Annotated in this window: 29 protein-coding genes; 26 read left to right on the forward strand and 3 right to left on the reverse strand. The window is 45.4% G+C overall.

Annotated elements, in window-relative coordinates:
* Window position 1 precedes the first annotated feature (1 nt).
* Window positions 2–1156 (forward strand): N-acetyldiaminopimelate deacetylase, encoded by a 1155-nt coding sequence (locus tag ACWQAU_RS13680; RefSeq protein ID WP_027821960.1) that lies wholly within the window; start codon window positions 2–4, stop codon window positions 1154–1156.
* A gap of 267 nt (window positions 1157–1423) precedes the next feature.
* Here ACWQAU_RS13680 and ACWQAU_RS13685 read toward each other — a convergent pair whose 3' ends face one another.
* Window positions 1424–2317, reverse strand: a complete 894-nt coding sequence (locus ACWQAU_RS13685) for a mechanosensitive ion channel family protein (protein WP_003641536.1) — start codon at window positions 2315–2317, stop codon at window positions 1424–1426.
* Between the two features lie 188 nt (window positions 2318–2505).
* Between ACWQAU_RS13685 and ACWQAU_RS13690 the strand changes: the two genes are divergently transcribed.
* The 3 genes from ACWQAU_RS13690 (at window position 2506) to ACWQAU_RS13700 (ending at window position 3968) form a co-directional block, all read left to right on the forward strand.
* Window positions 2506–2922, forward strand: a complete 417-nt coding sequence (locus ACWQAU_RS13690) for a DUF948 domain-containing protein (RefSeq protein WP_003641537.1) — start codon at window positions 2506–2508, stop codon at window positions 2920–2922.
* 2 nt (window positions 2923–2924) lie between these two features.
* Window positions 2925–3437 carry a YtxH domain-containing protein gene (locus ACWQAU_RS13695; protein WP_003641538.1) on the forward strand — a complete coding sequence of 171 codons (513 nt, stop codon included), beginning with the start codon at window positions 2925–2927 and terminating at the stop codon, window positions 3435–3437.
* Window positions 3438–3506: 69 nt separating this feature from the next.
* Window positions 3507–3968, forward strand: coding sequence for a MerR family transcriptional regulator (locus tag ACWQAU_RS13700; RefSeq protein WP_003641539.1), 462 nt, complete (start codon window positions 3507–3509; stop codon window positions 3966–3968).
* Between the two features lie 85 nt (window positions 3969–4053).
* Here the strand turns inward: ACWQAU_RS13700 and ACWQAU_RS13705 are convergent, their stop codons facing one another.
* Window positions 4054–5163: a M24 family metallopeptidase gene (locus tag ACWQAU_RS13705; protein WP_003644630.1), complete on the reverse strand. Its 1110-nt coding sequence runs from the start codon at window positions 5161–5163 to the stop codon at window positions 4054–4056.
* Between the two features lie 263 nt (window positions 5164–5426).
* Between ACWQAU_RS13705 and ccpA the strand changes: the two genes are divergently transcribed.
* From ccpA to ACWQAU_RS13800, 19 genes are all read left to right on the forward strand, one after another.
* On the forward strand, window positions 5427–6437 hold the full coding sequence (gene ccpA / locus ACWQAU_RS13710; protein ID WP_027821961.1) for a catabolite control protein A: 1011 nt from the start codon (window positions 5427–5429) through the stop codon (window positions 6435–6437).
* Window positions 6438–6559: 122 nt separating this feature from the next.
* Entirely contained in the window at window positions 6560–7432 is an 873-nt protein-coding gene (locus tag ACWQAU_RS13715; RefSeq protein WP_053338977.1) for a sugar phosphate isomerase/epimerase family protein, read from the forward strand.
* Window positions 7425–7745 carry a DsrE family protein gene (locus ACWQAU_RS13720; protein WP_011101697.1) on the forward strand — a complete coding sequence of 107 codons (321 nt, stop codon included), beginning with the start codon at window positions 7425–7427 and terminating at the stop codon, window positions 7743–7745. The genes ACWQAU_RS13715 and ACWQAU_RS13720 overlap by 8 nt, the downstream gene beginning before the upstream one ends.
* 217 nt (window positions 7746–7962) lie before the next feature.
* The gene (locus ACWQAU_RS13725) at window positions 7963–8691 is read left to right on the forward strand and encodes a YebC/PmpR family DNA-binding transcriptional regulator (protein ID WP_003641545.1); all 729 of its coding nucleotides are present in this window, start codon (window positions 7963–7965) and stop codon (window positions 8689–8691) included.
* A gap of 136 nt (window positions 8692–8827) precedes the next feature.
* Window positions 8828–9748, forward strand: coding sequence for a ribokinase (gene rbsK / locus ACWQAU_RS13730; RefSeq protein ID WP_003641546.1), 921 nt, complete (start codon window positions 8828–8830; stop codon window positions 9746–9748).
* A 199-nt stretch (window positions 9749–9947) separates the two neighbouring features.
* Window positions 9948–10922 carry a competence type IV pilus ATPase ComGA gene (gene comGA, locus ACWQAU_RS13735; protein WP_011101696.1) on the forward strand — a complete coding sequence of 325 codons (975 nt, stop codon included), beginning with the start codon at window positions 9948–9950 and terminating at the stop codon, window positions 10920–10922.
* Window positions 10861–11907 (forward strand): type II secretion system F family protein, encoded by a 1047-nt coding sequence (locus ACWQAU_RS13740; protein ID WP_027821963.1) that lies wholly within the window; start codon window positions 10861–10863, stop codon window positions 11905–11907. Before comGA ends, ACWQAU_RS13740 begins: the two co-directional genes overlap by 62 nt.
* On the forward strand, window positions 11904–12260 hold the full coding sequence (comGC, locus tag ACWQAU_RS13745; protein WP_003641549.1) for a competence type IV pilus major pilin ComGC: 357 nt from the start codon (window positions 11904–11906) through the stop codon (window positions 12258–12260). The genes ACWQAU_RS13740 and comGC overlap by 4 nt, the downstream gene beginning before the upstream one ends.
* A complete protein-coding gene (locus ACWQAU_RS13750) occupies window positions 12250–12723 on the forward strand; it encodes a type II secretion system protein (RefSeq protein ID WP_003644628.1) in 474 nt (157 codons plus the stop codon). Before comGC ends, ACWQAU_RS13750 begins: the two co-directional genes overlap by 11 nt.
* Window positions 12716–12901 carry a hypothetical protein gene (locus ACWQAU_RS13755; protein WP_003641551.1) on the forward strand — a complete coding sequence of 62 codons (186 nt, stop codon included), beginning with the start codon at window positions 12716–12718 and terminating at the stop codon, window positions 12899–12901. The genes ACWQAU_RS13750 and ACWQAU_RS13755 overlap by 8 nt, the downstream gene beginning before the upstream one ends.
* Window positions 12894–13382, forward strand: a complete 489-nt coding sequence (locus ACWQAU_RS13760; protein WP_003641552.1) for a type II secretion system protein — start codon at window positions 12894–12896, stop codon at window positions 13380–13382. The genes ACWQAU_RS13755 and ACWQAU_RS13760 overlap by 8 nt, the downstream gene beginning before the upstream one ends.
* A gap of 172 nt (window positions 13383–13554) precedes the next feature.
* A complete protein-coding gene (locus ACWQAU_RS13765; RefSeq protein ID WP_050482361.1) occupies window positions 13555–14604 on the forward strand; it encodes a class I SAM-dependent methyltransferase in 1050 nt (349 codons plus the stop codon).
* Between the two features lie 11 nt (window positions 14605–14615).
* Window positions 14616–15809, forward strand: coding sequence for an acetate/propionate family kinase (locus ACWQAU_RS13770; RefSeq protein WP_003645437.1), 1194 nt, complete (start codon window positions 14616–14618; stop codon window positions 15807–15809).
* 319 nt (window positions 15810–16128) lie between these two features.
* Complete coding sequence (locus ACWQAU_RS13775; RefSeq protein WP_027821965.1) at window positions 16129–17514, forward strand: amino acid permease; 1386 nt, start codon at window positions 16129–16131, stop codon at window positions 17512–17514.
* A gap of 515 nt (window positions 17515–18029) precedes the next feature.
* Window positions 18030–18638: a metallophosphoesterase gene (locus ACWQAU_RS13780; RefSeq protein ID WP_003641558.1), complete on the forward strand. Its 609-nt coding sequence runs from the start codon at window positions 18030–18032 to the stop codon at window positions 18636–18638.
* A 69-nt stretch (window positions 18639–18707) separates the two neighbouring features.
* The gene (locus tag ACWQAU_RS13785; protein WP_011101693.1) at window positions 18708–20093 is read left to right on the forward strand and encodes a bifunctional metallophosphatase/5'-nucleotidase; all 1386 of its coding nucleotides are present in this window, start codon (window positions 18708–18710) and stop codon (window positions 20091–20093) included.
* 18 nt (window positions 20094–20111) lie between these two features.
* On the forward strand, window positions 20112–20741 hold the full coding sequence (locus ACWQAU_RS13790) for a YutD family protein (RefSeq protein ID WP_003641560.1): 630 nt from the start codon (window positions 20112–20114) through the stop codon (window positions 20739–20741).
* A gap of 21 nt (window positions 20742–20762) precedes the next feature.
* On the forward strand, window positions 20763–21554 hold the full coding sequence (locus ACWQAU_RS13795; protein WP_003641561.1) for a TIGR01457 family HAD-type hydrolase: 792 nt from the start codon (window positions 20763–20765) through the stop codon (window positions 21552–21554).
* The gene (locus ACWQAU_RS13800; RefSeq protein WP_003641562.1) at window positions 21538–22179 is read left to right on the forward strand and encodes a TIGR01906 family membrane protein; all 642 of its coding nucleotides are present in this window, start codon (window positions 21538–21540) and stop codon (window positions 22177–22179) included. Before ACWQAU_RS13795 ends, ACWQAU_RS13800 begins: the two co-directional genes overlap by 17 nt.
* Before the next feature lie 90 nt (window positions 22180–22269).
* Here the strand turns inward: ACWQAU_RS13800 and ACWQAU_RS13805 are convergent, their stop codons facing one another.
* Window positions 22270–22926, reverse strand: coding sequence for a VTT domain-containing protein (locus ACWQAU_RS13805; protein ID WP_027821966.1), 657 nt, complete (start codon window positions 22924–22926; stop codon window positions 22270–22272).
* Between the two features lie 163 nt (window positions 22927–23089).
* Here ACWQAU_RS13805 and ACWQAU_RS13810 point away from each other — a divergent pair, with 163 nt between their 5' ends.
* The 3 genes from ACWQAU_RS13810 to ACWQAU_RS13820 all read left to right on the forward strand — a co-directional run bounded on the left by ACWQAU_RS13810 (window position 23090) and on the right by ACWQAU_RS13820 (window position 24591).
* On the forward strand, window positions 23090–23674 hold the full coding sequence (locus ACWQAU_RS13810; RefSeq protein WP_003641564.1) for a peptidylprolyl isomerase: 585 nt from the start codon (window positions 23090–23092) through the stop codon (window positions 23672–23674).
* A gap of 129 nt (window positions 23675–23803) precedes the next feature.
* Complete coding sequence (locus ACWQAU_RS13815; RefSeq protein ID WP_003644624.1) at window positions 23804–24211, forward strand: CvfD/Ygs/GSP13 family RNA-binding post-transcriptional regulator; 408 nt, start codon at window positions 23804–23806, stop codon at window positions 24209–24211.
* A complete protein-coding gene (locus ACWQAU_RS13820; protein ID WP_027821967.1) occupies window positions 24211–24591 on the forward strand; it encodes a hypothetical protein in 381 nt (126 codons plus the stop codon). The genes ACWQAU_RS13815 and ACWQAU_RS13820 overlap by 1 nt, the downstream gene beginning before the upstream one ends.
* The last annotated feature ends 452 nt before the right edge of the window (window positions 24592–25043 follow it).

The raw sequence follows: 25043 nt of genomic DNA on the forward strand, positions 1-25043 counted from the left end.
AATGGTCTTACGGGAAACCGATCTAATTCCAATTTATCAACACTTACACCAAATTCCGGAAATCGGCTTACAAGAACATGAAACACAGGCTTATTTATTGTCGATTATTGGTAAGATGCCTCAAGAGTGGCTGACAATCAAAACCATTCCTACTTTGGATACGGCGATTTTAGTGAAAGTCAGTGGTTTAAAGCATGATTATCGAATCGGTTATCGAACTGACATCGATGCGTTACCAGTTACTGAAAATACGGGCTTACCATTTGCATCGACCCATCCAGGTGTCATGCACGCGTGTGGCCATGATATTCATATGTCAGTCGCGCTAGGAATCCTAAGCTACTTTGCAGAGAACCGACCTGCGACCGACATGGTTTTCATGTTCCAGCCGGCTGAGGAAAATGCCTCGGGTGGGCAACGCTTGTACGAAAGTGGCGCGCTAGATGGTGATTGGATGCCAGATGAGATTTTTGCATTCCATGACAATCCTAATTTACCAACTGGAGCGATCGGTTGCCGGATGGGCACGTTATTTGCGGGAACTTGTGAGATCCACGCACACTTAAGTGGTAAAAGTGGACACGCGGCTTACCCACATCAAGCAAACGACATGGTCGTCGCTGGTGCGGCGTTAGTCTCCCAGCTGCAGACGATTGTAGCGCGCAACGTGGACCCGATTCAAAGTGGTGTGGTGACATTAGGTCACTTTACTGCTGGCACGATTGGCAATGTGATTGCCGGTGAGGCCCAGATTGACGGGACGATCCGAGCGTTGACGCAGGAGATGAACATGCATATTCAGCGGCGGGTTCGGACGATTACGGAGGGGATTGCGCTCGCCTATGACTGCAATATCGATTTGAAGCTCAATCAAGGTGGTTATTATCCCGTTGAGAACAATGACGCAATCACTGCTGATTTTATCAAGTACATGCAGGAGGATGATGATGTCAACTTTATTGAAACGGAACCAGCAATGACTGGGGAAGACTTTGGTTATTTGATTCATCAGATTCCAGGGACAATGTTCTGGTTAGGGGTCGACAGTCCATATTCGTTGCACTCGGAAAACATGGTGCCGCACACGGCTGCCATTATGAGTGGGGTCAATGCGATGACCGGCTTTTTGACTCATCGGAATGCGTTACACAAATAAATTACAAAACGTACTGCGCTAACACGTGTCAGTACGTTTTTGAGTTTCAAGAATGCCGAGCGTTGTTGAAATTAATGGTTGGTTGTGACCGCACAATAGTTTTCGCCTGGTCATGTTAGGTTGCGAATGGGAATAACTAAAACTATTCCTGACAATAACAACGTGCGTCATGGTTCCCACCTGAAGAAATTTGTCAGATGAAAGATCAAGCCCGCACCGTGGCGCTCATTTCTGAGCAACCGCTGTGCGGGCTTGTGTTGGTTGAGCTTACTTGTGCGTTGGGGCGATATTTAAACGTGGCGAGGGGAGTTGAATTCCCGCTGCTCGGGCCGCGTTCAAGTAGGCGGCCAAAAAGTCGCGCTGAATTGCGAACTGCATGCCATTTTTGACGTAAAATTGTACTCGGAAGACCAACGTCCCATCGGCTTGTGTCGTGACGCCTTGAATGTCGGGCTCACCGATGATATCAGGATACTGAGGTACGAGGTCGGCATTAGTTTCGCGGACCACGTTAGTCAGATCTTGAACGGGAGTCGTTGTGAGAATGTAGAGGTCAATCAGCACGCGCATATCGTTACGCGACTGGTTGCTAATGATTAAAATCTTGCGATTGGGAATAAAGTTCAACGTGCCATCGGGACTCGTAACTTGAGTTGTCCGTAAACCGATTGCGGAGACGGTCCCCTCAATGGTTTCGATTTTGACGTAATCCCCAACATCAATCTGATCTTCAAGTAGAATGAAGAACCCGGTGACAATGTCACTGACGAAGCCTTGGGCGCCTAAACCTAACGCCACACTGAAAATCCCAGCACTAGCAATCAACGTCCCCACGGGAACACCTAACACTGAAAGTACCGCATAGATGCCAAAAAACATGATGACGTAATGGTAGATATTTAATGATAATGTAAAAATCGTTGAAATCCGATTATTGGCAGTATCACTGGTATTAGCATTCGTTAAAAATAAGTGGTGGATCAGGCGTTTTCCTAGCCGATCAATCACCCAAAATAGTAAAATAAATAAAATGATTTCGAGTAGCTTGCCGCCAATATTAATAATAATTTGTTGCCAGTCAATTTTCTTAGCCAACTTCATCCACACCGAAACTTGTTTAGTCGGTGTGTCAACCGCTGCTAGGTTAATTGAATTAAACATATCTTCACCCTCGTTATTGTTGTCTGTTCACTAGTTTATCAGATTTGACGCGGGCAACCAAGCCGTGATCAAGTTATTGCGACCAAATGTGACTGGGTGAATGTTGTAAGCACTTTTTTAATTGCGGTATACTAAAGACAATGCTATGCTAGTTTTAATATCATGGCTGTTGAAGGAGGAATTTTAGGATGATTACACACATTGCGGGCATCATTGCCGCCATTGCGTTCTTATTATTAGTATGCTTTATCGGGATTTTTTTAATGCGGATTACTAAAACGATGGGGGAAGTCAACCGTAGTTTAAATAATATTACGGATGATGTTGACGCCTTGTCACATGAGACTGAAAAAATCATGGCAAATGCCAATGAACTCTTAAAGGATGTTAACGGCAAAGTTGCAACAATTGATCCAGCGTTTCAAGCGATGGGCGACTTAGGTCAGAGCGTCTCTGACTTAAATGCTGCGACTCGAGACTTAACAGCCAAGATTGGCAAGAACAATGAGAAGCGGAGCAAGTTCTCCAGCGCAAGCAAGGTCGGCAAAGCCGCTTTTGATGTCTATCGTAATCGACGTTCAAAAAATAATAGTGAGGAGTCTTAATTATGTCGAAAAAGGGATTCTTATTAGGTGTTGTTTTAGGTGGTGCAGCGATTGCTACCGCCGTTATGAAGATGGATGATGATAAAAAGGCTGAATTGAAAGCTAAAGCACAGCAAGGAATTGCCGATTTTAAGGATCGGGCAATCGACTATGCGTTCTATGCCAACGATGCTGCTGAAGACTTCAAGGCTGAAGCTGGGCAACAATTTGAAGATACAAAGCGAAAAGTGGCCGATTTTGCTGACCAGTATCAAGCCGCTAAGCAGGAAACGGGTGAAAGCTTTGGCTCAAGTCTTGACCAAGCTACGGATAGTTTACGGTCTGAATTAGCTAAGGTCGAAGATGATGAAGGTGATGATGAAGATATCGTCATTGATGGTGGAGCTGCTTATCAAAAAGCTGGCGAGGACGAGAAGACTTCAGCGCCCGTACCAGAATCAGCACCTGCTAAGGACGCAACACCTGCGAAGTCTGATGATGAATCGACAACGGATGAATCGTCACCAGCCAAGTAAGCTGACAGCGATAAGATAGGACACTGAGCAAGTGCTCGGTGTCCTATCTGCTTTTGAGGAGGAATCACATTGTATTCAATCGGAGCGGTCGCCAAAAAGACCGGTATTTCAAGTTATACACTGCGCTATTATGATAAGGCGGGCTTAACGCCCTTTGTGAAGCGTGATAAGCAGGGCCGCCGGGTCTTCAATGATGAAGACTTGGATTCACTGGCATTGATTCGTTGTCTTAAGCAGACCGGGATGCCGTTAGAGGATATTCGACAATTTATTAGTTGGTGTGCCGATGGGGATGGAACGATTGATCAACGGCTAGCAATGTTTGAAGAGCAACGCCAGGCTGTTGAAGCGCAAATCCATCAATCCTTGTTGAATTTGCAAAAAGTCAATCATAAGATTGATGTTTATCGGCGTGCGAGTCAGGCGGGGAGTGAAGCCGCGGTTGACTGTGACGTGCTGCCATTGAAAACGACGGCGGCACTGTTAGCCGAAGTGGCTGATTATGAAACCGAACATCCGCTACCGGAATAACACTAAAAGCAAGTACCAGTCAACGCTAGGTAAAAAAAGAGGGCCGTCACGGATTATGTCGTGACGGCCCTCTTGACGTTTTTAATTAAAGATCTAATACTTTTAATTCTTTTGGCGTATGGGTAAATGGCTTAAAGCCTTCCTTAGTAACGACCCCACAGTCTTCGATTCGAACACCAGCTACGCCGGGAATGTAGATCCCAGGTTCTACTGAGAAGCACATGCCTTCAACGAGTGGCATGTGGTTACCAGCCATAATCGAAGGAAATTCGTGGTCAGTTTGGCCGATTCCGTGACCTAACCGGTGAATGAAGTATTCGCCATAGCCCGCTTTGGTGATGATATCGCGTGCGATTTTATCGACATCTTCGGCTGCCATGCCTGGTTTAATGGCCGCTTGAGCAGTCAAGTTGGCTTCCAGACAGACGTCAAAGATTTCCTTTTGCTTGGCACTCGGTTGGCCATAAGCAATTGTCCGGGAAGCATCAGAAGCATAGCCTTCATACATGACGCCGAGGTCGAATAGCACTAATTCATTTGGCTTGACTTGGGTTTCGTTAGTTGCACCATGGGGGTTGGCGGCATGTTCACCAGCTTGGACTAAAGTGTCGAAACTCATTTCCATAATTCCCTTTTTCATTAAGGCATACTGTAATTCGGCAGCAATCTGTTGTTCGGTGCGACCCGCCTTGACAGCAGCAAATCCTTGTTCAAAAGCAAAGTCGGCCCATTTACCGGCAATGTTTAGTTTTTCAAGTTCATCAGCTGTTTTGACCAGCCGTAATTGCTGAATATAAGGTGATAGATCCTTATCGAAGTGGGCAGCTGGAAATTGCTGTTTGAGCGCGGTAAAGCGGTCTAACGTCAAGTTCCCAGTTTCAAGGGCCCAAACTTTAGGATCAGTCAATTGTGCGTGAATGTGATCAGCAATTAGCGCGTATGGATCTTCATGGTCGAGGTAGCCGAAAACTTTGTAAGGCCAGCCCATCTCCTTGATTGCTTCAACTTCGAGAGCGGGTGCAAAGAGAAATGGTTCCGCATCCGCGAAAACAAACAGTGCTAGCGTCCGTTCGTAGGGGTTGCTCTCAAAACCAGTCAAATATGAAATTGTGTGAAAGTTACTGATGTAGGTCACGTCAACGTGATTGTCTTGGGTCCATTGACGGACTTGTTGCAGTTTCGTATAATCTGTCAATTCAAACACTCCTTAGATAAAATAATAGATAATAATACTAGTATAGCGCTGTTGATGATAAAAAGCTGAGAATAATGAGCCCAAAATAACAATCTTCGTGTGGTAAATCTTGCATTTTGAAAACAAGTACGGTATTATTTTCATGAAAGCGATTTCAATAACAATCTTAAGTTGCATTGGAAGCGTAATTTTGCTATATTGGTTGATGTTGCATGAAAACGGATGAAAACATATGATACCAAGCAAGAAAGGGCTATTTTTATATGGAAAAACAAACAGTAACAATTTATGATGTGGCACGCGAAGCGGCGGTTTCAATGGCCACAGTTTCACGAGTCGTCAATGGTAATCCCAACGTTAAACCCGCAACGCGTAAAAAGGTACTAGCTGTCATTGAACGGTTAGATTACCGGCCTAACGCAGTTGCACGAGGGTTAGCAAGTAAGCGTTCAACTACGGTCGGGGTAATCATCCCGGACGTGACCAACATTTATTTTGCGGCGTTAGCACGCGGGATTGATGATATTGCGATGATGTACAAGTACAATATCATTTTAACGAACTCCGATGATGCGGGTGAACAAGAAGTCAACGTGTTGAATACGTTGATGGCTAAGCAAGTTGACGGGGTCATCTTTATGGGTAACCATATTGATGACAAGCTCCGGGCTGAATTCAAACGGGCCAAGGCACCAGTTGTTTTAGCTGGGACGGTTGATCCGAACAATGAAACGCCAAGCGTTAATATCGACTACGCTGCAGCTGTTGAAGAAGTGGTCACTAACTTAATTGCACGTGGTCACAAGAAGATCGCGTTGGCTTTAGGCTCATTGTCACAATCAATCAACGCTGAATACCGACTGACGGGTTACAAACGGGCCTTAACCAAGGCTAAGATTCCGTTTGACGACGCCCTCGTTTATGAAGCGGGCTACTCATATGATGCTGGGCGGAAGTTACAACCAGTCATTGCGGATAGTGGCGCTACTGCGGTATTCGTTGGGGACGACGAAATGGCGGCTGGTCTTATCAACGCAAGTATGGAATCCGGGATCAACGTTCCAGATGACTTGGAAGTTGTGACGAGTAATGATACGATTATTACCCAAATCACGCGTCCAGCCATTACCTCGATTACCCAACCATTATATGATATTGGTGCGGTTGCCATGCGGATGTTAACTAAGTTGATGAACGATAAAGAACTTGACGAGAAGACGGTCACCTTGCCATACGGCATTGTTCGGCGGGGCTCAACCAAGTCTGATGATTAAGTTCGGTTGTCTGCCAGCTAGTGACGTTGGCATAATTTAGAACGATAGCGTTATACTAGGTTTGGAATATTTATTCCAAGCCTTTTTTGGTTTTGGAATGCGTGAAAGGATGAGTTAAACGGATGACACAACTAATAATGCGGCCACGGCCCGGAAAAATTAAGTTAGGCTTGAAGGCGTCCCAAGCACCCGCACAATTAATGGATCGTTTGCAATACCGGCCCGAAGTATTTGAATTTTTTACGAGTGCCACGGACTTTGAACCGGAAGCATTTCAGACACTTAAAACAGCTGTCCAATTTGTAAAGACAACTGTCACCGAGCAAATTGTGATTCATCACCCTATGAGTTATCAAGGCGTTCATCTTGATCAATTGCTTGATCCACATCGTGAAGCTGCGGCGTACCAATTCCTACAAACGAGTACGGCCCAGTTACTTGCGTTGGCGACGGAATTGGATGTCAAGGTGCTCGTACACGGTGGCTATGGTACCGACAGTGGGCGCTTGATCGATGAGTATGAGTCCTTGCAGGTTGCACGTGACGTGGTCTTTGAGCGGTTGGATAATTTGGTTCGTCAGGCGAGTGGACATGTCGTGATTGAAAATGGGGTAACGGCAAGTTTTATGTATGGTGATCCCCAGTTAGATGAGCGTATCATTCAGCATCATTATCCGCTGGTTTGTGATTTGAGCCACGTCTTCATTGCGCTGCACGGTGATATGGAATTGACCATGTTGGCTTTGAAGCGGCTGGCTCCACTCATTCAACATTATCATTTGGTTGATTCGATGGGGACGCGGCACGATAGTTTACCTTTAGGACAGGGACTGATTGACTGGCAGCGGGTGTTACGAGTCCTCAACCCGCACGCTACCATGATTTATGAAGTGCCGGATGAAACGGATGCGACCTGCGCTAACATGTTGAGTAGCTATCACTATCTACGCGCACTCGAACTGCGGTCGATCGAGGGAGGACAAGCGAATGACTAACTTAGTAGTCCATGTCGACGAGCCGGCTAAGGTCGCAACGGCCATAAGCAATGTGCAGAATTTTTTGGCAGCCCGGCCAACTAGTACGGTGGTGGTTGTGGTCAACGGGCCCGCTATCACGACGCTGGCAACTGGTGCCTGGAAGCCATTACAACAGACGTTACCGCAAGTTGAGATTGATGCTTGCCATAATGCCATGGTGAGTCATCAAATGACTGCGGCCCAACTTCCTGCCAGTGTGACGGTCGTTCCCGCTGGTGTGGTGCGAATCGTGGACTTGCAAGCTGTGGGTTACGCATATTTACGGCCATAACACCAGTTTTTCGTGGTTGTGGTTGTCATTAGCAAACTGAAATTTCAAATCTGAAAGAGAGTCCAATAACGAAACTGGTTCATTAGATTTGCAATAAAAATCGCAGAACTTGGACGCCCTTGGTTCTAGTGCTTGAAATCGCTCGCTTTTTTTGCTATCATACTTTACGTATGTTTATCTACTAAACTGAAAATAAATATGAAAGAAGGAGTCACACATGTCAGGACATTCAAAATGGCATAACATTCAAGGACGCAAGAACGCCCAAGATGCTAAACGTGGGAAAGTCTTTCAAAAGATTTCCCGTGAACTTTATATGGCTGTAAAAGCCGGGGGTCCTGATCCAGATTCTAACGCGCAATTGCGGTTAGTTATGGATAAGGCCAAAGCTGCCAACATGCCTAAAGACAATATTAAACGGGCGGTTGATAAAGGTAGTGGCTCCGGTGCGGAGAACTACGAAGAAGTTACTTACGAAGGCTACGGCCCTGGTGGTATCGCCGTTCTGGTTCACGCATTAACTGATAACAAAAACCGGACTGCTGCGGCGGTTCGTTCAGCGTTCACGCATCATGGTGGGGCTTTAGCCGCAACTGGTGCGGTTAGTTACATGTTTGATCGTAAGGGTTACATCGTGATCAGTCGCGAAGATTTAGATACCGACGAAGATACGATGTTGATGGACGTTTTAGATGCTGGTGGCGACGATTTACAATCAAGCGACGAAGCGTTTGAAATTTACACTGATCCTAAACAATTAGCTGCCGTTCGTGATGCCCTCGAAGCTAATGGTTACAAGTTGGAAACAGCTGAATTAACCATGATTCCTGAAAACCTAACGGACGTTCCTGCTGATAAAGTGGAAAAGTTACAACACATGATTGATGAATTGGAAGATAACGACGACGTATCAGAAGTATACGAAGCTGCTAACTACCCAGATTAATGATGAAAAGACGTGGTTCTTTGATGATAAATCAAGAACCACGTTTTTTATTGCTTAAAATATTAGTAAAACAAGTGCGTCGAACAGGCCAGTTTGCTAAAATTAGAGCAGTTGAATACTGAAGGGACGAATAATCATGAATAAAGTAACCGTACTAGGTAGTTTGAATGTTGATTCGATTTTGCGTTTCAAGCGTTTTCCTAAGCCTGGTGAAACGCTACCGCTGACTGGTAAGAGTGTCGCTGGTGGGGGTAAAGGGGCTAACCAAGCCATCGCAGCCGCGCGCGCTGGTGCCCAAACGACTTTTATCGGTAAAGTTGGTACTGATCAGGAAGGGGCCTTTATGGTGCAGCAGTTGACGAATAGTGGTGTTAATGACCAATATGTTCAACATAGCAATGTGGCTAGTACCGGCTCAGCTTTCATCTTGTTAGATAGTAGTAGTGAGAACCGTATCTTAATCGATGGTGGAACTAATCAGCAGGTTACGGCCGAAGATGTCGAACGGGCCCAACCCGCAATTAGCGCTAGTACTTTTTTGATTGCACAGTTTGAAACGCCGATTGCAGCAACGATTCGAGGGTTTGAATTGGCTCAGGCCGCTGGGCAAAAAACGATTTTAAACCCGGCACCAGCTACGACGACGGTGCCCGCAGAATTACTAGCGACGACCGACTTAATTGTTCCTAACGAAACTGAGACGGAAACCTTGACTGGCGTGCACATTACTGATGAGCAATCGATGATTCAGGGCGCACAGAAGTTGCAGGCGCTGGGCGTTGCTAACGTGATCATTACCGTTGGGAGTAAAGGCGCTTTCTGGATGCGCGGTGCTGAGCACGGCTTCGTCCCAGCTTATAAGGTTGAGGCCGTTGACACGACTGCAGCTGGGGACACCTTTATTGGTGCACTCAGTTCGGTCTTAATGCCAGACTTTAGTAATTTGGCCGCTGCGGTACGGTTTGCCAACCGGGCATCTTCGATAGCTGTTCAAAAATTGGGTGCGCAACCATCGATTCCAACTAAGGAAGCCATTGAAGCGGCTGAGCGGGCCTAACGCCTTAATTGGTTTATATCGGGGCGCTTATAACGCCGTATGTTAGGATTGCAAATGAAAATATGCGATGACGAGCTGTTCTGGAAATAATTTGTTATTTCTGGAACAGCTTTTTTGATGCCAAAATAAATGTCATTTTTTTCGTGGAAAGTGGTCGTTGTTACGAAACTAATGATTGAAAGGAGCGTGACCATGATAAATGGTGATTGAAGCAGAGTTGAACGAAATCATTCAGGCAGCCGTGAATCAGCGGGCCAGTGATATTTATTGGTTACCCACGGCAGAAGGGTATCAGGTGTTAGTGCAAGCAGCAGGCAGTTTGCGGGCACTTACTCAGATTACAACTGAGTTGGCCCAGCAATTGATGAATCACATCAAATACCGTAGTAACATGGCGATTAGTGATCATCGGCGGCCCCAATTAGGGGCGATGACGTTAACATTGGCAGAGCAAACTTTAAATTTGCGAATCTCGGCAGTTGGCGACTTTTTGGACCGTGAGTCGTTGGTTGTCCGGTTATTGTATGAAGGTCCGGCCCGAAAATTGAGCTATTTGGTCCCACAGCAACGGCAACAATTGAGTCAATTAATGCGACGAACGGGATTGATCTTATTTTCCGGGCCGATGGGTTCTGGCAAAACTTCCACGATGTATGATCTTGTGCGGCAGCTTCGTGGCCAACGGCTAGTCATGACGATCGAAGATCCGGTTGAAATTTATGAACCACAATTTTTACAACTACAAGTAAACGCACCGGCCCAGATGGCGTATGGCGATTTACTGAAGGTTGGGTTACGCCACCATCCCGACGTCTTTATTATTGGTGAGATTCGTGATGCCGAAACGGCTCGGATTGCGGTACAGGCAGCGCTAAGTGGTCACTTAGTTTTAAGTACTATTCATGCGCGCGGTGTCTACGGGATTATTCCCCGGTTGACGCAATTGGGAGTGGAAGCCGCTGTTTTGGAGCAGGCTTTAACTGCAATGTCCTATCAGCGCCTCGTACCAGTGACGGATGGCAGCGTGGCGACGATTTTCGATACGGTCGTGTTACCGCATGCAATGCCCAAAACGTCGCAAATGATGACTGAAAGGTGGGCGGAGTTAATTGATGAACAATTGGCAGCGGGCCGTCTCGATCATGCGACGGCCAATCAACTTAAGGAAGCGTAAACGGCTTCCGATTGCTATGCAGGCGAAGCTGTTTGAAACGCTAGCCGACTTGCTAGGCAACGGCTTCTCGTTTCAGCAAGCCTTTCAATTTACATTGGATGTAGAAGGACCGGCCTTTCAATCCTTGCAGCCCGCGCTGGGGCGTTTAGCCGCGGGTGATGATTTGTCTATGGCGCTGCGTCCATACATTGCGGTGGACTTGTATTACCAGTTCTTAATTGCTGAGACTCATGGTGAATTACGCCGGACCTTGATGCAGGCAGGTCAATTAATGCGAGCGCGTGCTGAACAGGGACGCCAAATTCGGCGGTTGTTACAGTACCCTTGTCTGCTGTTAATTCTACTGCTGGGAACTTTAGGCACGGTCAAAGCTGCGATTTTACCGAGTCTTGCTCATGGTGGTAATGGTAGTGGGACAATCGCGAATTGGCAATGGTTTAGCGGTATCACGGTCATTACCTTGGTGATTTGCTTATTGCTGGTTGGCCTTCAAGTTAGCCGATTACCCATTCGGCGGCGCTATCAGTGGTTGGCTCAAGTCCCCTTGATTGGTCCCCTGATCAGAAACTACTGTGGTTACTATTTAAGCCTTAATGCGGGTATGCTGCTGATTGGTGGTTTAGGGATTCGTGGCATTTGTGAAGTCAGTCAGCACTTTCAAACTAAGGCGCTGATTTATCAGCAAGGGCAGGTTATCGAACAGGCGTTACTGACTGGGACTTCGTTAGTCACAATTATCCAGGAGGACCGATTATTACCTGATGAGTTAGCACTACTGGTCGGCAAAGAGAGTCCGGCAGAACAGTTAAGTCAGGAATTACTATACTTTGCAACTTTGCAGTACGAACGCTTGATTCGACAGTTGAACCGGATGATTGGTTGGATTCAACCCATCATGTTTGGCATTATTGCACTCGTCGTTGTCGGCACATACTTGAGTTTGTTATTACCGATGTATCAATCAATGGGGGAGATTTTAAAATGACATTATTAATGAAACGCTTGATGAAAAAAACGGCAGCACCACAGCGCGGTTTTACCTTAATTGAAATGGTGATCGTATTGGCGATCATCAGTCTCTTGATGTTGATCGTGGTGCCCAATTTGAATCAACAACGTAAACAGGCGGCTGGTCGCCAACAAGAAGCCCTGACTGAAGTTGTTCAAAATCAGGCTGAAATGTATGCGAATGATACGGGTAAGACCGTCACGGATGACGACGCAATGTTAGAAGAACTTCGGAACAAGGGATATATTAACGATGGTCAATATAAGCAGGCTAAGTCACAGGGCATTAGTCCGGTACGGCCGCAACCACAAAAAGTAGTTGGTGGTTAAGCGACAGGGATTTACCTTAATCGAAACGGTAGCGGTCTTGGCGATCGTGGCTAGTGTGGCGGTGATTGCTGTGCACCGTTTTCCCACACGGCAACGCCAACAGAATGCGGAACAGGCTTTCTGGCGGGAGTTACAAACGATGTGGCAGCAACAGACCTTAACCGCTAGTGTGACGGGTCAGCCCCAGGTCGTGAGCTTTCGTGGCACGGAAGTCGTGACTTGGGGTGGCAAGCGGGGGCGGCCTATCAGTGGCCCACAGTGGCATCTCCCACTGCCTGCAACATTAAAAACAGAGCGCGGTCGTGATATTCAAATCCAGAAAAATGGGCATCCACAGCTAGCAGTGGTTATTTTCAAGTCGCAATTACAGCCGAAGCAGAAAATCAAACTGAATGCTTTGATGGGGTGGGGGGCCTATAAAGTCACACATGTTAAAGACGCGAATGGGTTTTTTGATGATTGAAACGATTACCGCTCTGGGGCTATTGATGGGTGGTTTGATTGGGTTTGAAAGTTTAGAGATTATGATGCAGTCACATGAACGCCAGACCTTGCAGGCGATTCAGACGGCCAGAAAACAATATGAAGACCGGCAACGTCAGCAGCTATTATCCAGGATACCGGAGCAAGCACATGATTAGGCGGCGCGGTTTTACGTTAATTGAAGCCGTTGTGTCGTTAGCAATCGTGGCCGTAGTGCTGACGACACTTTTTCAGGGGCAGCGCAATTTGGCCCGGCGCACCCAAGTGGATTTGCCAACAGTGGATTGGTATTTGATGCTTCACGAGCTTGAAAATCCAGATCACCATTTTGTGGTGGACCATATTTCCGATGAGGGTGGTCTGACGCCGGGAAAAGCCGTTCATTTGGTTAATACGGTCACCGGCAAACAGTATTTATTGACTTATTATCATATCCTACATCGAATCGGATTGCGCCACTATGGTGGTGGTGAAATCAATCTGATGCAGGGCGTTCGGCAATTTCACGTGGCCGATGATTTGACCCTGACGATGACGACTGATAAGGGGATTCATTTTCAAGCCCAATTACTGTTACCAGATCGGAGGACAATGGTAGATGAGGAAGCGACGCGGAACGATCCTGCTTTCGGTGATTAGCTTATTGTTAATTGGTGGGGCGTTTGAAACCCAACGATACGTTAATTTTCAGTCTCGCCAGACGTTATATCGCTTAATTTTACAATCCTATGAGCACCCTTATCAGCATAATTCGCTCCCTTGATTGGTGAGTGAACCCCGTGACTTGAACTTAACGCGTAAAATCAGTAATATGGTTAAGGATTACAGATTTTGCGGGAGGGTGAGTATTCTGGCACAAGCAGAAACCGAGACGCTTTTTCAGGTCTTAGATCAATCAGTTCAAGTTTTGATGCAACAACTATCCGTTTCTTACGTGGATGCGCTCATTGAGACTGGCGATAATTTATTAAGCCAATCTGTACATGTTGAGGATGGCAAGCCAAATCCGGAACAGACGGCAGCTTTAACAAAGCTCTATCAAACGATCGACTTAAAACAATTGGACGCCGAAACAATTCGGCGTGCGCTTCAGTTGGCCTTACTAAAGGCGATTCATAATGATCATGTTGATCCAAACCATCAAATGACACCAGATTCGATTGGACTGTTAACGGCATACTTGATTGCTAAGTTAGTTGGATCGACGACTGATTTGTCAATTTTGGATATTGCTGTCGGGACTGGTAACTTATTAACTACGATCATAAATCAGTTGCAGACGGACCGGCCACGTCCGATTCAGGGCTACGGAGTCGATAATGATGATAATCAGTTGGCAATCGCCGCGATGAGCATGGATCTCCAACGATCAGCAGTGGAGTTGTTTCATCAAGACGCAATTGATCCCCTGGTCATGCCGAAAACGACCGTTGCAATTGGTGATTTGCCAGTGGGGTACTACCCATTGGATGACCGTGTTCAAGGTTTTCAAACGAAAGCGACGAATGGTCATTCTTACATTCATCATTTGATGATGGAGCAAGCGATGGCTCATTTGTTACCGGGCGGCTGGGGTGTTTTCCTTGTTCCAACGACGATTTTTCAGTCGCAAGAGTCTCAAGGACTGTTAAAATGGATGAGCACTGCGGCTTACCTTCAAGGTCTGTTGAACTTGCCGACTAACCTTTTTCTTGATGAAAAATCACGAAAATCAATTGTTGTTTTACAGAAACATGGACAACGGGCCCACCAAGCAGGTAAAGTATTACTAGGCGACTTTCCATCATTTGAGGATCAACGTGCCTTTCAAGCGTTTACTGCTCAAATTGATGCGTGGGTCGACCAGAATATTATTCGCTAGGAGTGTGTCGTTTGGGGAAGACCATTGCCATCAACGCTGGTAGTTCGACGTTGAAATTTAAGTTATTTGAAATGCCACAGGAACGGGTGATTGCACAGGGCGCTGTTGAACGAATTGGATTCAAAACTTCACCGGTCAATATTCGCTATGGCGTTGATCATCATTACCAAGAGAAAGCCGTAGTCGCGGACCATTTGGCTGCCGTGAATATCGTTTTGGATGAGTTAATTAAATTGCGAATTATTGACTCATATGATGAAATTACTGGGGTCGGTCACCGGGTCGTTGCCGGTGGCGAGCAATTCCATGATTCAGTTTTAATCACTGACCAAGTGCTTAAGCAGATTACGGATCTGGCCGAATATGCGCCATTGCATAATCCGGCTAATGCGGTCGGTATTCGTGCTTTCAAGCGGGTACTACCACATGTGCCCGCGGTCGCTGTCTTTGATACGGCGTTTCATGCAAGTATGCCGGCGGTTAACTATCTATACTCGTTACCGTATGATTACTATCAACGATATGGTGCTCGCAAGTTTGGCGCTCATGGAACGAGCCATCGCTACGTCGCGGTGCGAGCAGCTAAATTATTGGGCCGACCGCTCGAAACGTTGAAGCTGATTACGTTGCATTTAGGTGCGGGAAGTTCGATTACGGCGATTGATCATGGACAGTCACTAGATACCTCGATGGGATTTACGCCGTTAGCTGGTATTACAATGGCAACGCGCTCGGGCGATGTGGATCCGTCGCTGGTTGCTTATCTCATGAAAAAGCTTAATATTAGCGATCCTGATGAAATGTTAACGATTTTGAATACGCAGTCAGGCTTACTGGGGCTAGCTGGTTCTGCAGATATGCAGGAGCTCGAGGCACGTTATGATGAGGACTCACAGGCTCAGTTAGCTATTGATATTTTTGTCAATCGGATCGTTAAGTATGTCGGTGCTTATTTGGCTGAGCTACAAGGTGCGGATGCATTAGTGATAACGGCTGGTATCGGTGAACGGGATGCACGGATGCGACAACGAATCGCGGATCGGTTGACCTACTTTGGCGTCGCGATTGACCCGACTAAGAATCAAGTCAGTGGTGTCGAACGGGACCTGAGTACGACCGATGCGAAGATTCGGACGTTACTCATTCCTACTGATGAAGAACTTATGATTGCCCGCGATGTTGAGCGCGTGGCTCAGAATCAGTGATCAGCATCGTTTCAATATGATTAAGGTTGTAAAGAGGCACGCGGATGAAAATCCGGGTGCTTTTTTAGATGCTGAAGTGAAAGTTATTCATGTTAGTATGCGTTGCCTTCACTTTATTCACGTAGCGGGAGCGTTCACTGGTTTAGTCAACTAACAAAGCTGAATCCCAGCCATGCAAGTTAGCAAACGCTTACGCGTACATAAGATGAATTTCGCTAGCAAACAATGGTATAGTCCAATCATGTGATTTTCTTAAGCGTGGCCTTTTGAATGCTAGGAATTTGGCCGCTATAATAATTTCAAGGGGAGTGCAAAGATAATGACGAAAGAAAATTCACAGCCTGCGACGGAACAACTCTCGCGAGGCTTAAAAAGCCGCCATGTTCAATTAATTGCCATCGGCGGCACGATTGGGACCGGACTGTTCTTAGGGGCCGGTCAATCTATCCACTTGGCGGGGCCAGCGATCCTGATCGCATACTTAGTGACCGGTTTAGTGTGCTTTTTATTAATGCGGGCGTTAGGTGAACTACTGTTATCTGACCTTCATACGCATTCTTATATTGATTTTATTAAGCAATACTTAGGTGATAAGACCGGCTTTGTGGCTGGATGGACGTATTGGGTTTGCTGGATCACGATTGCGATGGCCGAAATTACGGCTGCTGGTGAGTATATGCAGTTTTGGTGGCCTAGGTTACCGCAATGGCTTCCGGGGCTGATTATCTTGATTTTATTGCTGGGCTTGAATTCTATTAATGTCTCAGCGTTCGGTGAAACTGAATTTTGGTTTGCGATTATTAAGATCGCTGCTATCTTGGCATTAATTGCTGTTGGGATTGGCATGGTCTTGTTTAGCGTTAAGACCCCTGTGGGCCACGCCAGCTTAACCAATTTGGTTAGTTATGGCGGTTTTATGCCACACGGAATCAAAGGCTTAGTGCTTTCCTTCCAGATGGTCCTGTTCAGTTTTATTGGGATCGAGATGGTCGGCATGACAGCTTCTGAGACGGCTGATCCGAAGACGGTGATTCCCAAAGCAATCAATGATATTCCCGTGCGGATCATTCTGTTTTATGTTGGGTCACTATTCTTTCTAATGTGTATGTACCCGTGGCAATACTTTTCAGCGGCACACAGCCCGTTCGTACAAGTATTCACCAATTTGGGAATTCGTTCAGCGGCTGCGATTATCAACTTCGTAGTGCTCACGGCGGCCGCTTCTAGTTGTAATAGTGCGTTATTCAGTACCGGGCGGATGTTATTCTCACTAACGTATGATGGCAAAAGTAAGTTTGCCAAACGAATGGGGACACTATCGACCCGCCAAGTTCCCCGCAATGCGTTATGGTTCTCGACGCTGGTGATTGGGTTGTCAGTAATTCTAAACTTACTGATGCCTGGGAAAGTCTTCTCGCTGATTGCGAGTGTATCGACTACTTGTTTTATCTTTATTTGGGGCGCAATCGTCGTCGCACATATCAAGTATCGACGTCAAGCGGGCAGTCAGGTTAAAGTGAAATTCCGGATGCCACTGTTTCCGTTATCTGATTACTTCATTCTAGTGTTCTTAGCTTTTATCGCTGTTGTTCTCTGTCTGAAGTTTGAAACGTTAATCGCGTTACTCGTGTCGGCGGTCTGGGTGGTTGGCTTATACATTGTCAAGATCGTTAGTGACCGAATTCGTCAACGGACACACGACTAGTCAGCAATAACCAGGAGTGCTGATTGGCTATCAAGTAGGTTAACTAATGGGATTTATGAAGTGCACTTAACTCTGCCGATTGCAGTTAAGTGCACTTTTTGACGATATTAGCTAGATTTGTGAATATGGGTTGGTCATAAAACATGGTTCCAGTGCTGACAAAGCAATAAACTTAAAACTGTTCTAGTGTCTTTTAGAACGGTGCGCGGTACAATGATAAATGACTAACGCGTTGTGTCAGGTGTTCTTTAAAATGGTTCATGATTAATACGTGCTGTTCAGTAAGTGCCAAAACTGTCAGCTTTGACTCGGTGGAAACGGTTTGTTTAGTATAAACTTGCCGAGTTAGTGTGCCATATGATGACTGACAGTCGTAATAGGATTCGAATGACTGACATGGGTACATGCTGACGAACGGATAAGTCAGCTTTTCAAGCAAAAGTCATGAAATTCGCTAGACATGACACATCCGATTGATGTTACAAATGTAAATATACGAATAAGAGGTTTGAACGATGCAATATTTTACGTCCGACACACATTTTTATCATGCTGATTTGTTGGGGGACAACGACTTTGCGCCCCGGCTATTTCCAGATGTAGAGACAATGAACCAAGCGATTGTTGACCATTGGAATGCCCGTGTGACGGATCAGGATACAGTCTATCATTTAGGCGATGTTGCGCTGTATTTTACGCGACCAGCGAAATTGTCTTATGAGCGGGTTTTTGCACTCTTAGCACAGTTAAATGGCAAAATCATTTTTATAAAGGGAAACCATGATTCACGGGCCTTCTTTAAGTATTTGGCTGCTCATGATCCACAGTTGAATGGTCAACCGAAGTTTGAATTTCACGACGTGGGGGTACTGATTAAGTACGACCACCGCCAATACTATATGACGCACTACCCAATGATGATGGGGATCGTCAAACAAATTATCAATTTGCACGGGCATATTCATCATTATGCCGTCAACGTCAAGGAGAACATCAACGTGGGTGTCGATACACCAGAAGTCGATTACTTGGACCATCCGGTGCCCTTTGGAACGCCATTTTCACTGGCCGAGATCGAGCAGATGGTTGACGGTAAAGCCATTGATTTTGCCAAGCGCCAGTAAGCGAGTGCTTGACCGACTTTGGTGAATGCTTTAGGATTAACAAAGACAACGATTGAGGGGCGATTGACCGTGGACGAGCAAGTCACGATTCTGCATACCAATGATATTCATTCGCATTTTGAAAACTGGCCACGTATTCAACGGTATTTATTAACCGAACGTGAGCAGCGCCGGCAATCTGGAAGCCATGTGATCACGGTTGACCTCGGCGACGCGGTTGATCGTGCCCATCCACTCTCAGAAGCCACTCAAGGGCAGGCCAACGTGGCGTTATTGAACGCGATTGGCTATGATGCGGTTACGATTGGCAATAATGAAGGACTGGGTTTAACGCACGCGGCCTTAAACCGGTTGTATGACCGCGCCAACTTTGATGTTGTTCTCGATAATTTGACAGATACTGCAACGCAACGACCGCCGCAGTGGGCATTACCAGCTAAAATCATTACAACTGCACGGGGGACACGAGTCTTGTTGCTGGCATTTACGGCACCGTTTACGTTGACTTACCCGTTGAACGGTTGGACGCCGGCCAGTGTTAAGACGCGATTCCCAGAGTTGTTACGACAATATGCAGGGCAATATGATGTCTTAATCGTGATGTCCCACCTTGGTATCAATGTCGATCGGTGGTTAGCAAAACAGTTTCCGGTGATCGATGTTGTTATTGGCAGTCATACGCATCATTTACTGGTGAACGGTGAACTGAAAAATGGGGTCCTGATAGCGGCAGCTGGAAAATACGGTGAGTATATTGGGCGAATTGAACTGACGATTGATCATCAACATCACGTTAAAGCGGCCGCGGCGCATACCGTTGCCACGGCCAGCTTACCAATTGTGGCCGGTGATGAAACGTTGATTACTGGCTGGGAGCAACAGGGTGAAACGTTACTCACGCGGCAAGTTGTTGCGAAGGTGCCGACGCAGCTGCGGCCACATTGGCACCATGCAAGTGATTTGACGGCCCTCGGGCTAGCGGCCATTACGGACTATGCCAAAACTGATCTAGGTATGTTGAACGGTGGCCTGTTCATGCGGGATCTTCCCGCAGGCATGGTCAACCGAAATGATTTACATACCATGCTACCTCACGCGATGCATGTTATTCGAGTGACGTTAAGTGGTGAAGCATTGTGGCGCTTAGTCTATGAGATGGAGTTAGTTCGCCCGTTTTTGAACAAATTTCCGATTAAAGGAATGGGATTTCGTGGTCAAGTCTTTGGTTATATCCAGTACCAGGGCCTCACGTGGAAAACGGGACAGCATACATTACTAGTGAATGGTCAGCCGGTCAATCGGCAACAAACGTACCAGATTGCGTTATTAGATCATGATTTATTCATTCCGTTTTTCCCGACCATTAATATCAGTGGTCGAACTGAGATATTATTTGAAGCCATGTTAAGAACGGTTGTTGGCGATTACTTAATGCGTCGATGGCCGGTTAAATAAGAGAAAGGTGGTGTCAATGTGAATCGCGAACATATTGATGAACTAGCTGAACAACAAGCGGAACGGCGGCGCAATTTGTATCATGGATTACGAACTGATAAGACCCACTTTGAAGTTAGCAAGCACCCGTTTGAAATCGTGTACGATTATCGCCAAGGGTTTGACCTCGACAAGTTCGTTGAGCGCTACAGCTCAATTTTAAATAAATATGATTATATTGTCGGTGATTGGGGTTTTGAACAGTTACGGTTAAAAGGTTTTTTCCGTGATGATATGAAAGATGTCCAGCGCTCACAGACGATTGGGGCGGTCCAAGACTATCTGTACGAATATTGTAATTTTGGTTGCGCCTATTTTATCATTAAAAATGAACGGGTCATTAAACCTAAGCGTACCAGTCGCTCACGTAAGGATGATCGGCGGGGAAAGAAAAACACTAATAGTCGGCAATCCCGAGCGCGGAGTAACCGTAACAGTAGTCGCAGCAAACAACGACGGAAGTCTCATAGCTTCACCACTAAGCAGAAGGCCGCACCGTTTACTGAAAAGCGGCGGCAACCGGCGAAAGTTACGGCCGGTAATGGTAAGCAAGCGCAAACAACGAAGCAGAGTAGTGGTAAACGCCACTTTACGATTCGACAAAAGTAGGAACAGAGAGAGGTATTTTGATTGGGTAAGTACAAGGGTTATTTAATTGATTTAGATGGAACAGTTTATCGTGGTCGGGAACGTATTCCTGCTGCTAAACGGTTTATTGAACGACTACAGGCTAGTCAGACTGATTTTTTATTGGTCACGAATAACACGACTAAATCACCAGAAGATGTGGCTGCAAACTTAGCGAACAATCATGATATTCATGTGAGTCCTGCGAATGTTTATACGGCAGCGTTAGCGACTGCAGACTATGTTAATGACCTTGCAGGTGATGGTGATAAAACGATGTACGTCATCGGGGAACTTGGCTTGAAGGGTGCAATGTTGGAAAAGGGCTTCAAGTTCGATGAGCGCACACCTAGATTCGTAATCGTTGGTTTAGACTATGATGCGACCTACCATAAATTTGAACTTGCTACGCTGGCAATTAAGCGGGGGGCTAAGTTCATTGGCACCAACGCGGATACTAATCTTCCAAATGAGCGGGGGCTAGTGCCAGGTGCTGGTTCAGTAATTGCGATGGTCGAACGGGCCACCCAACAACGTGCAACTTACATTGGTAAGCCGGAGACAATTATTATGCAGAAAGCGGTCGACCGGATTGGTCTCGATAAGCACGATTGTGTGATGGTTGGTGACAATTATATGACGGATATCTCAGCGGCAATTAACTTTGGGATTGACTCCTTATTGGTGTATACCGGTGTCTCTACCCCTGAACTAGTGGCACAACAGGCCGTCAAACCAACTAATGAGATCAATTCTTTGGACGAATGGGACCTAGACGATGGTGTGGCTAAATAAATTTAAAAATGCGGCTCAGTGGCTGAGTTTATACTTATGGTTAGTGAGTGGCACGATAATTGTAACAATCAACGCGAGCTGGTTGTATTTTGCCAATGCGGTTGGTCAAAAGTTAGGCGCAACTGTGAATTTGACATTGGGACGGCTGATGACGAACTACTATCAGCTGTTAGCATATCTTAACTTTCCGTGGGTACCCAAATTAACTATGAACGATTTTACGGATTCGACGAGTGCGTTGGTTCACTTTGCGGATGTGAAGAATCTATTTATGCTTGATTACGGTGTGTTTATCGTCACGAGTGTTGTGGTCTATTTTTTTTGGCAGCGACTACGACGTGATCGACAATTGTGGCGGTTAGTATTACCGATGCAGACAGCCCTCTGGGTACCACCAGTAGTGACCGTTATAATGGCTATCAATTTTGATCAGTTCTTTATCATGTTCCATAAGATCTTATTTCGCAATTCGGACTGGTTGTTCGATCCACTATTGGACCGAATCATTTTGGTCTTGCCGGATACGTTCTTCGGTCAGTGCTTTGTTCTAGCGTTTATCCTGATTGAGTGGTCTTTTTTTTACTTACTCAGTATCGGCAGACAAGCGTTACGTGAAGCGGATTAATGAAGAGTATTTACAGTGGACACTGCATTTTAAGTTAGATTATAAAAGGCCGGTCAGCTATTATTAGCTGATCGGCCTTTTAGAATTGGATTAATCTTCGTTTTCAGTTGGATTGCTAAAGCGTGCGCGGATAGCAGAGAAGACAGCTGGAATCAGTGAAACCAGGATGATTCCAATGACAACCATCGAAAAGTGTTCCTTAACGAACGGGATATTACCGAAGTAGTAGCCACCACCACAACAGAGAATGACCCACAGGACACAGCCGATAACGTTGTAGCGAATGAATTGTTGATACTTCATTCGCGAACTGGCAGCTACAAATGGGACAAAGGTTCGGATGATTGGCATGAAGCGTGCGATGGTCACGGTGATGCCACCATGTTTTTCGAAGAATTTTTCGGACTTTGCCAGCTGTTTTTGATTGATCAGTCTACCAAACCAGGATGTTTCAGTTAGGCGTTCTCCTAGGGAATGACCAATATAGAAGTTAAGTGAGTCGCCCGCCAAAGCTGCCACCAAGAAGAGAATGACAAAAGTCCAGATATGTAAGCCATAGGTTGGATTAGCGGCGAGTGCGCAAGCTGCAAATAAAAGGGAGTCACCGGGAAGAAATGGTAAAATGACCGCGCCAGTCTCAATGAAGATGATGGCAAAGAGAATTAGGTAGGTCCAGATTCCAAAACTATTCACGATGGTGACTAAGTGTTGGTCAATGTGCAACACAAAATCGATTAAAAAACTCATGGTTACCTCCAAGTAATGTGAAATTAATCCTATCTAGGTTACCAGAAAATCAGTGGAAATACTATGCTTAGTCGCTAATCACAAGAAATCCTTACAAATGGCTAGCATTTAATCGAGTTCTCTTGTATTATCAAGATAATCTTAATAGAAAACGGGTGATTTTGTGGCATTTCCACAATTAGATTTAAGTCAGGTAGATGGACCAAAAGCAACAATCAAAACTAACTTTGGTGATATTAAGGTTCAACTATTTCCAAAGCAGGCCCCCAAGAGTGTTGAAAACTTTGTTGGTTTAGCTCAGAAGGGTTACTACGATGGCATTATCTTCCACCGGGTCATTCCTGATTTTATGATTCAGGGTGGCGATCCAACCGGTACCGGGATGGGTGGCGAAAGTTTGTGGGGTAAACCATTTGAAGATGAATTCTCACAAGAGGTTTTCAACTTGCGAGGGGCATTATCAATGGCCAACGCTGGTCCTAATACGAACGGTAGCCAATTCTTTATCGTTCAAAAGCCACAATTAGATGCTGGGATGAGTGATCAGATGAAGCAAGCTGGTTATCCGGAAGAAATCGTGACTGCGTATGGCAATGGTGGCACGCCCTGGCTAGATTTCCGGCACACTGTTTTTGGTGCAGTTAGTGATGGGATGGATATCGTTGATAAGATTGCGGCCACTGAGACTGGTATGCAGGATAAACCAGTGAAGGATGTTGTGATCGAAACAATTACAATTGAAGATTAGTTAGTTTGAAAGAAATCTGCAGCTGCGGGTTTCTTTTTTTGCAATTACGATTTTGCAATCCGCTGTATTCAGGTTATAATATTGGGGATTAGAATTATCGACAATATAGAATGAATGAGAAAGGATGGTATGATCGTGAGCAATTATCGAATTGGTATGCGGGTACACGGACGAGTCACTGGTATTCAACCATATGGTGCTTTTGTCACCTTAGATGGTGAGCATCAGGGATTGATTCACATTTCAGAGTGTCATGAAGGATACGTTAAAAGTATTACTGAGTATCTAAAGGTTGGTCAAGCCGTAGATGTTATTATTTTAGATATTGACGAATATACTGGAAAAATCAGCTTGTCATTACGTTGTATCGAGCATCAACCGCATCCGACGGTCAATGATTTGGAAATCTACAAGACTTTTCGGCATAAGCATTTTTGGACGAATCGGCATGTTCATGCTGGCTTTGAACCAATTGCCAATCATTTAGCGAGTTGGACTTCGGATTCACTAAATCGATTGAAAGCGGGTGAGTATTAGTGCAGAAAAAAGTTGCCGGGACAATTATTTATAATAACCAGCAAGGGTCGCACTTTTTAGTTAAGCATTCTACTAATGGATACAATTTTTATCAGTTGCCAGTACGAGCAGGGCATTCGCCCTTAGCGTCAGTATTGTGGGATTTGCGATATACGATTGGTATTGATGTTGACCAATTGCGCTTGTATGATTCGATTATGGCTGAGCTGGATGATGAAAAAGTTGCGGTCTTTGTCTTTGACCACCTAACTGTTGACGGGCAGGTACGTGCAAAGTTTGATCGTCAAGGGCTCGAGTTTGTTCTAGCCAGTGAATTGCACGAGTTATTTACGAGTGTTCGTGTGAGTGAAACAATGCCGTTTACGAATTTATCAAAATAAATTCGAATAAAGGGTTGACCTGCATACTAATACTTGATAATATATATCTTGTCGCTGCGAGCACTGCTGTTAAACAGCTAGCCGCTAGCACTTACATTGTTTCATTTCAGATTGTTGTAAGTGAATAAATATTCAAAACAGCAAAAAAGTTATTGACATGAGTAATCGCTAATGATAAGATATTTCTTGTCGCGTTAACAATTCAACTGATTGAGGCGTTACCGATTATGTTATGATAATAACGTTTCAAATTCATTTGCATAGTTATTCAACTTCTTAAATAAAGTTGTTGACAAGGAAATGATGAAATGATATTATGTAATAGTTGTGTTAAGCGATTAACGCACGGAATTAGATCTTTGAAAACTGAACAAAGTTTCGACGAATCAAATGTGTAGGGTCTCTTGATTTTGAATCAAGAGCAAAACATTTGCGAAGTCAATTCGCTAGCG

This window comes from Lactiplantibacillus sp. 3062, assembly GCF_055413545.1.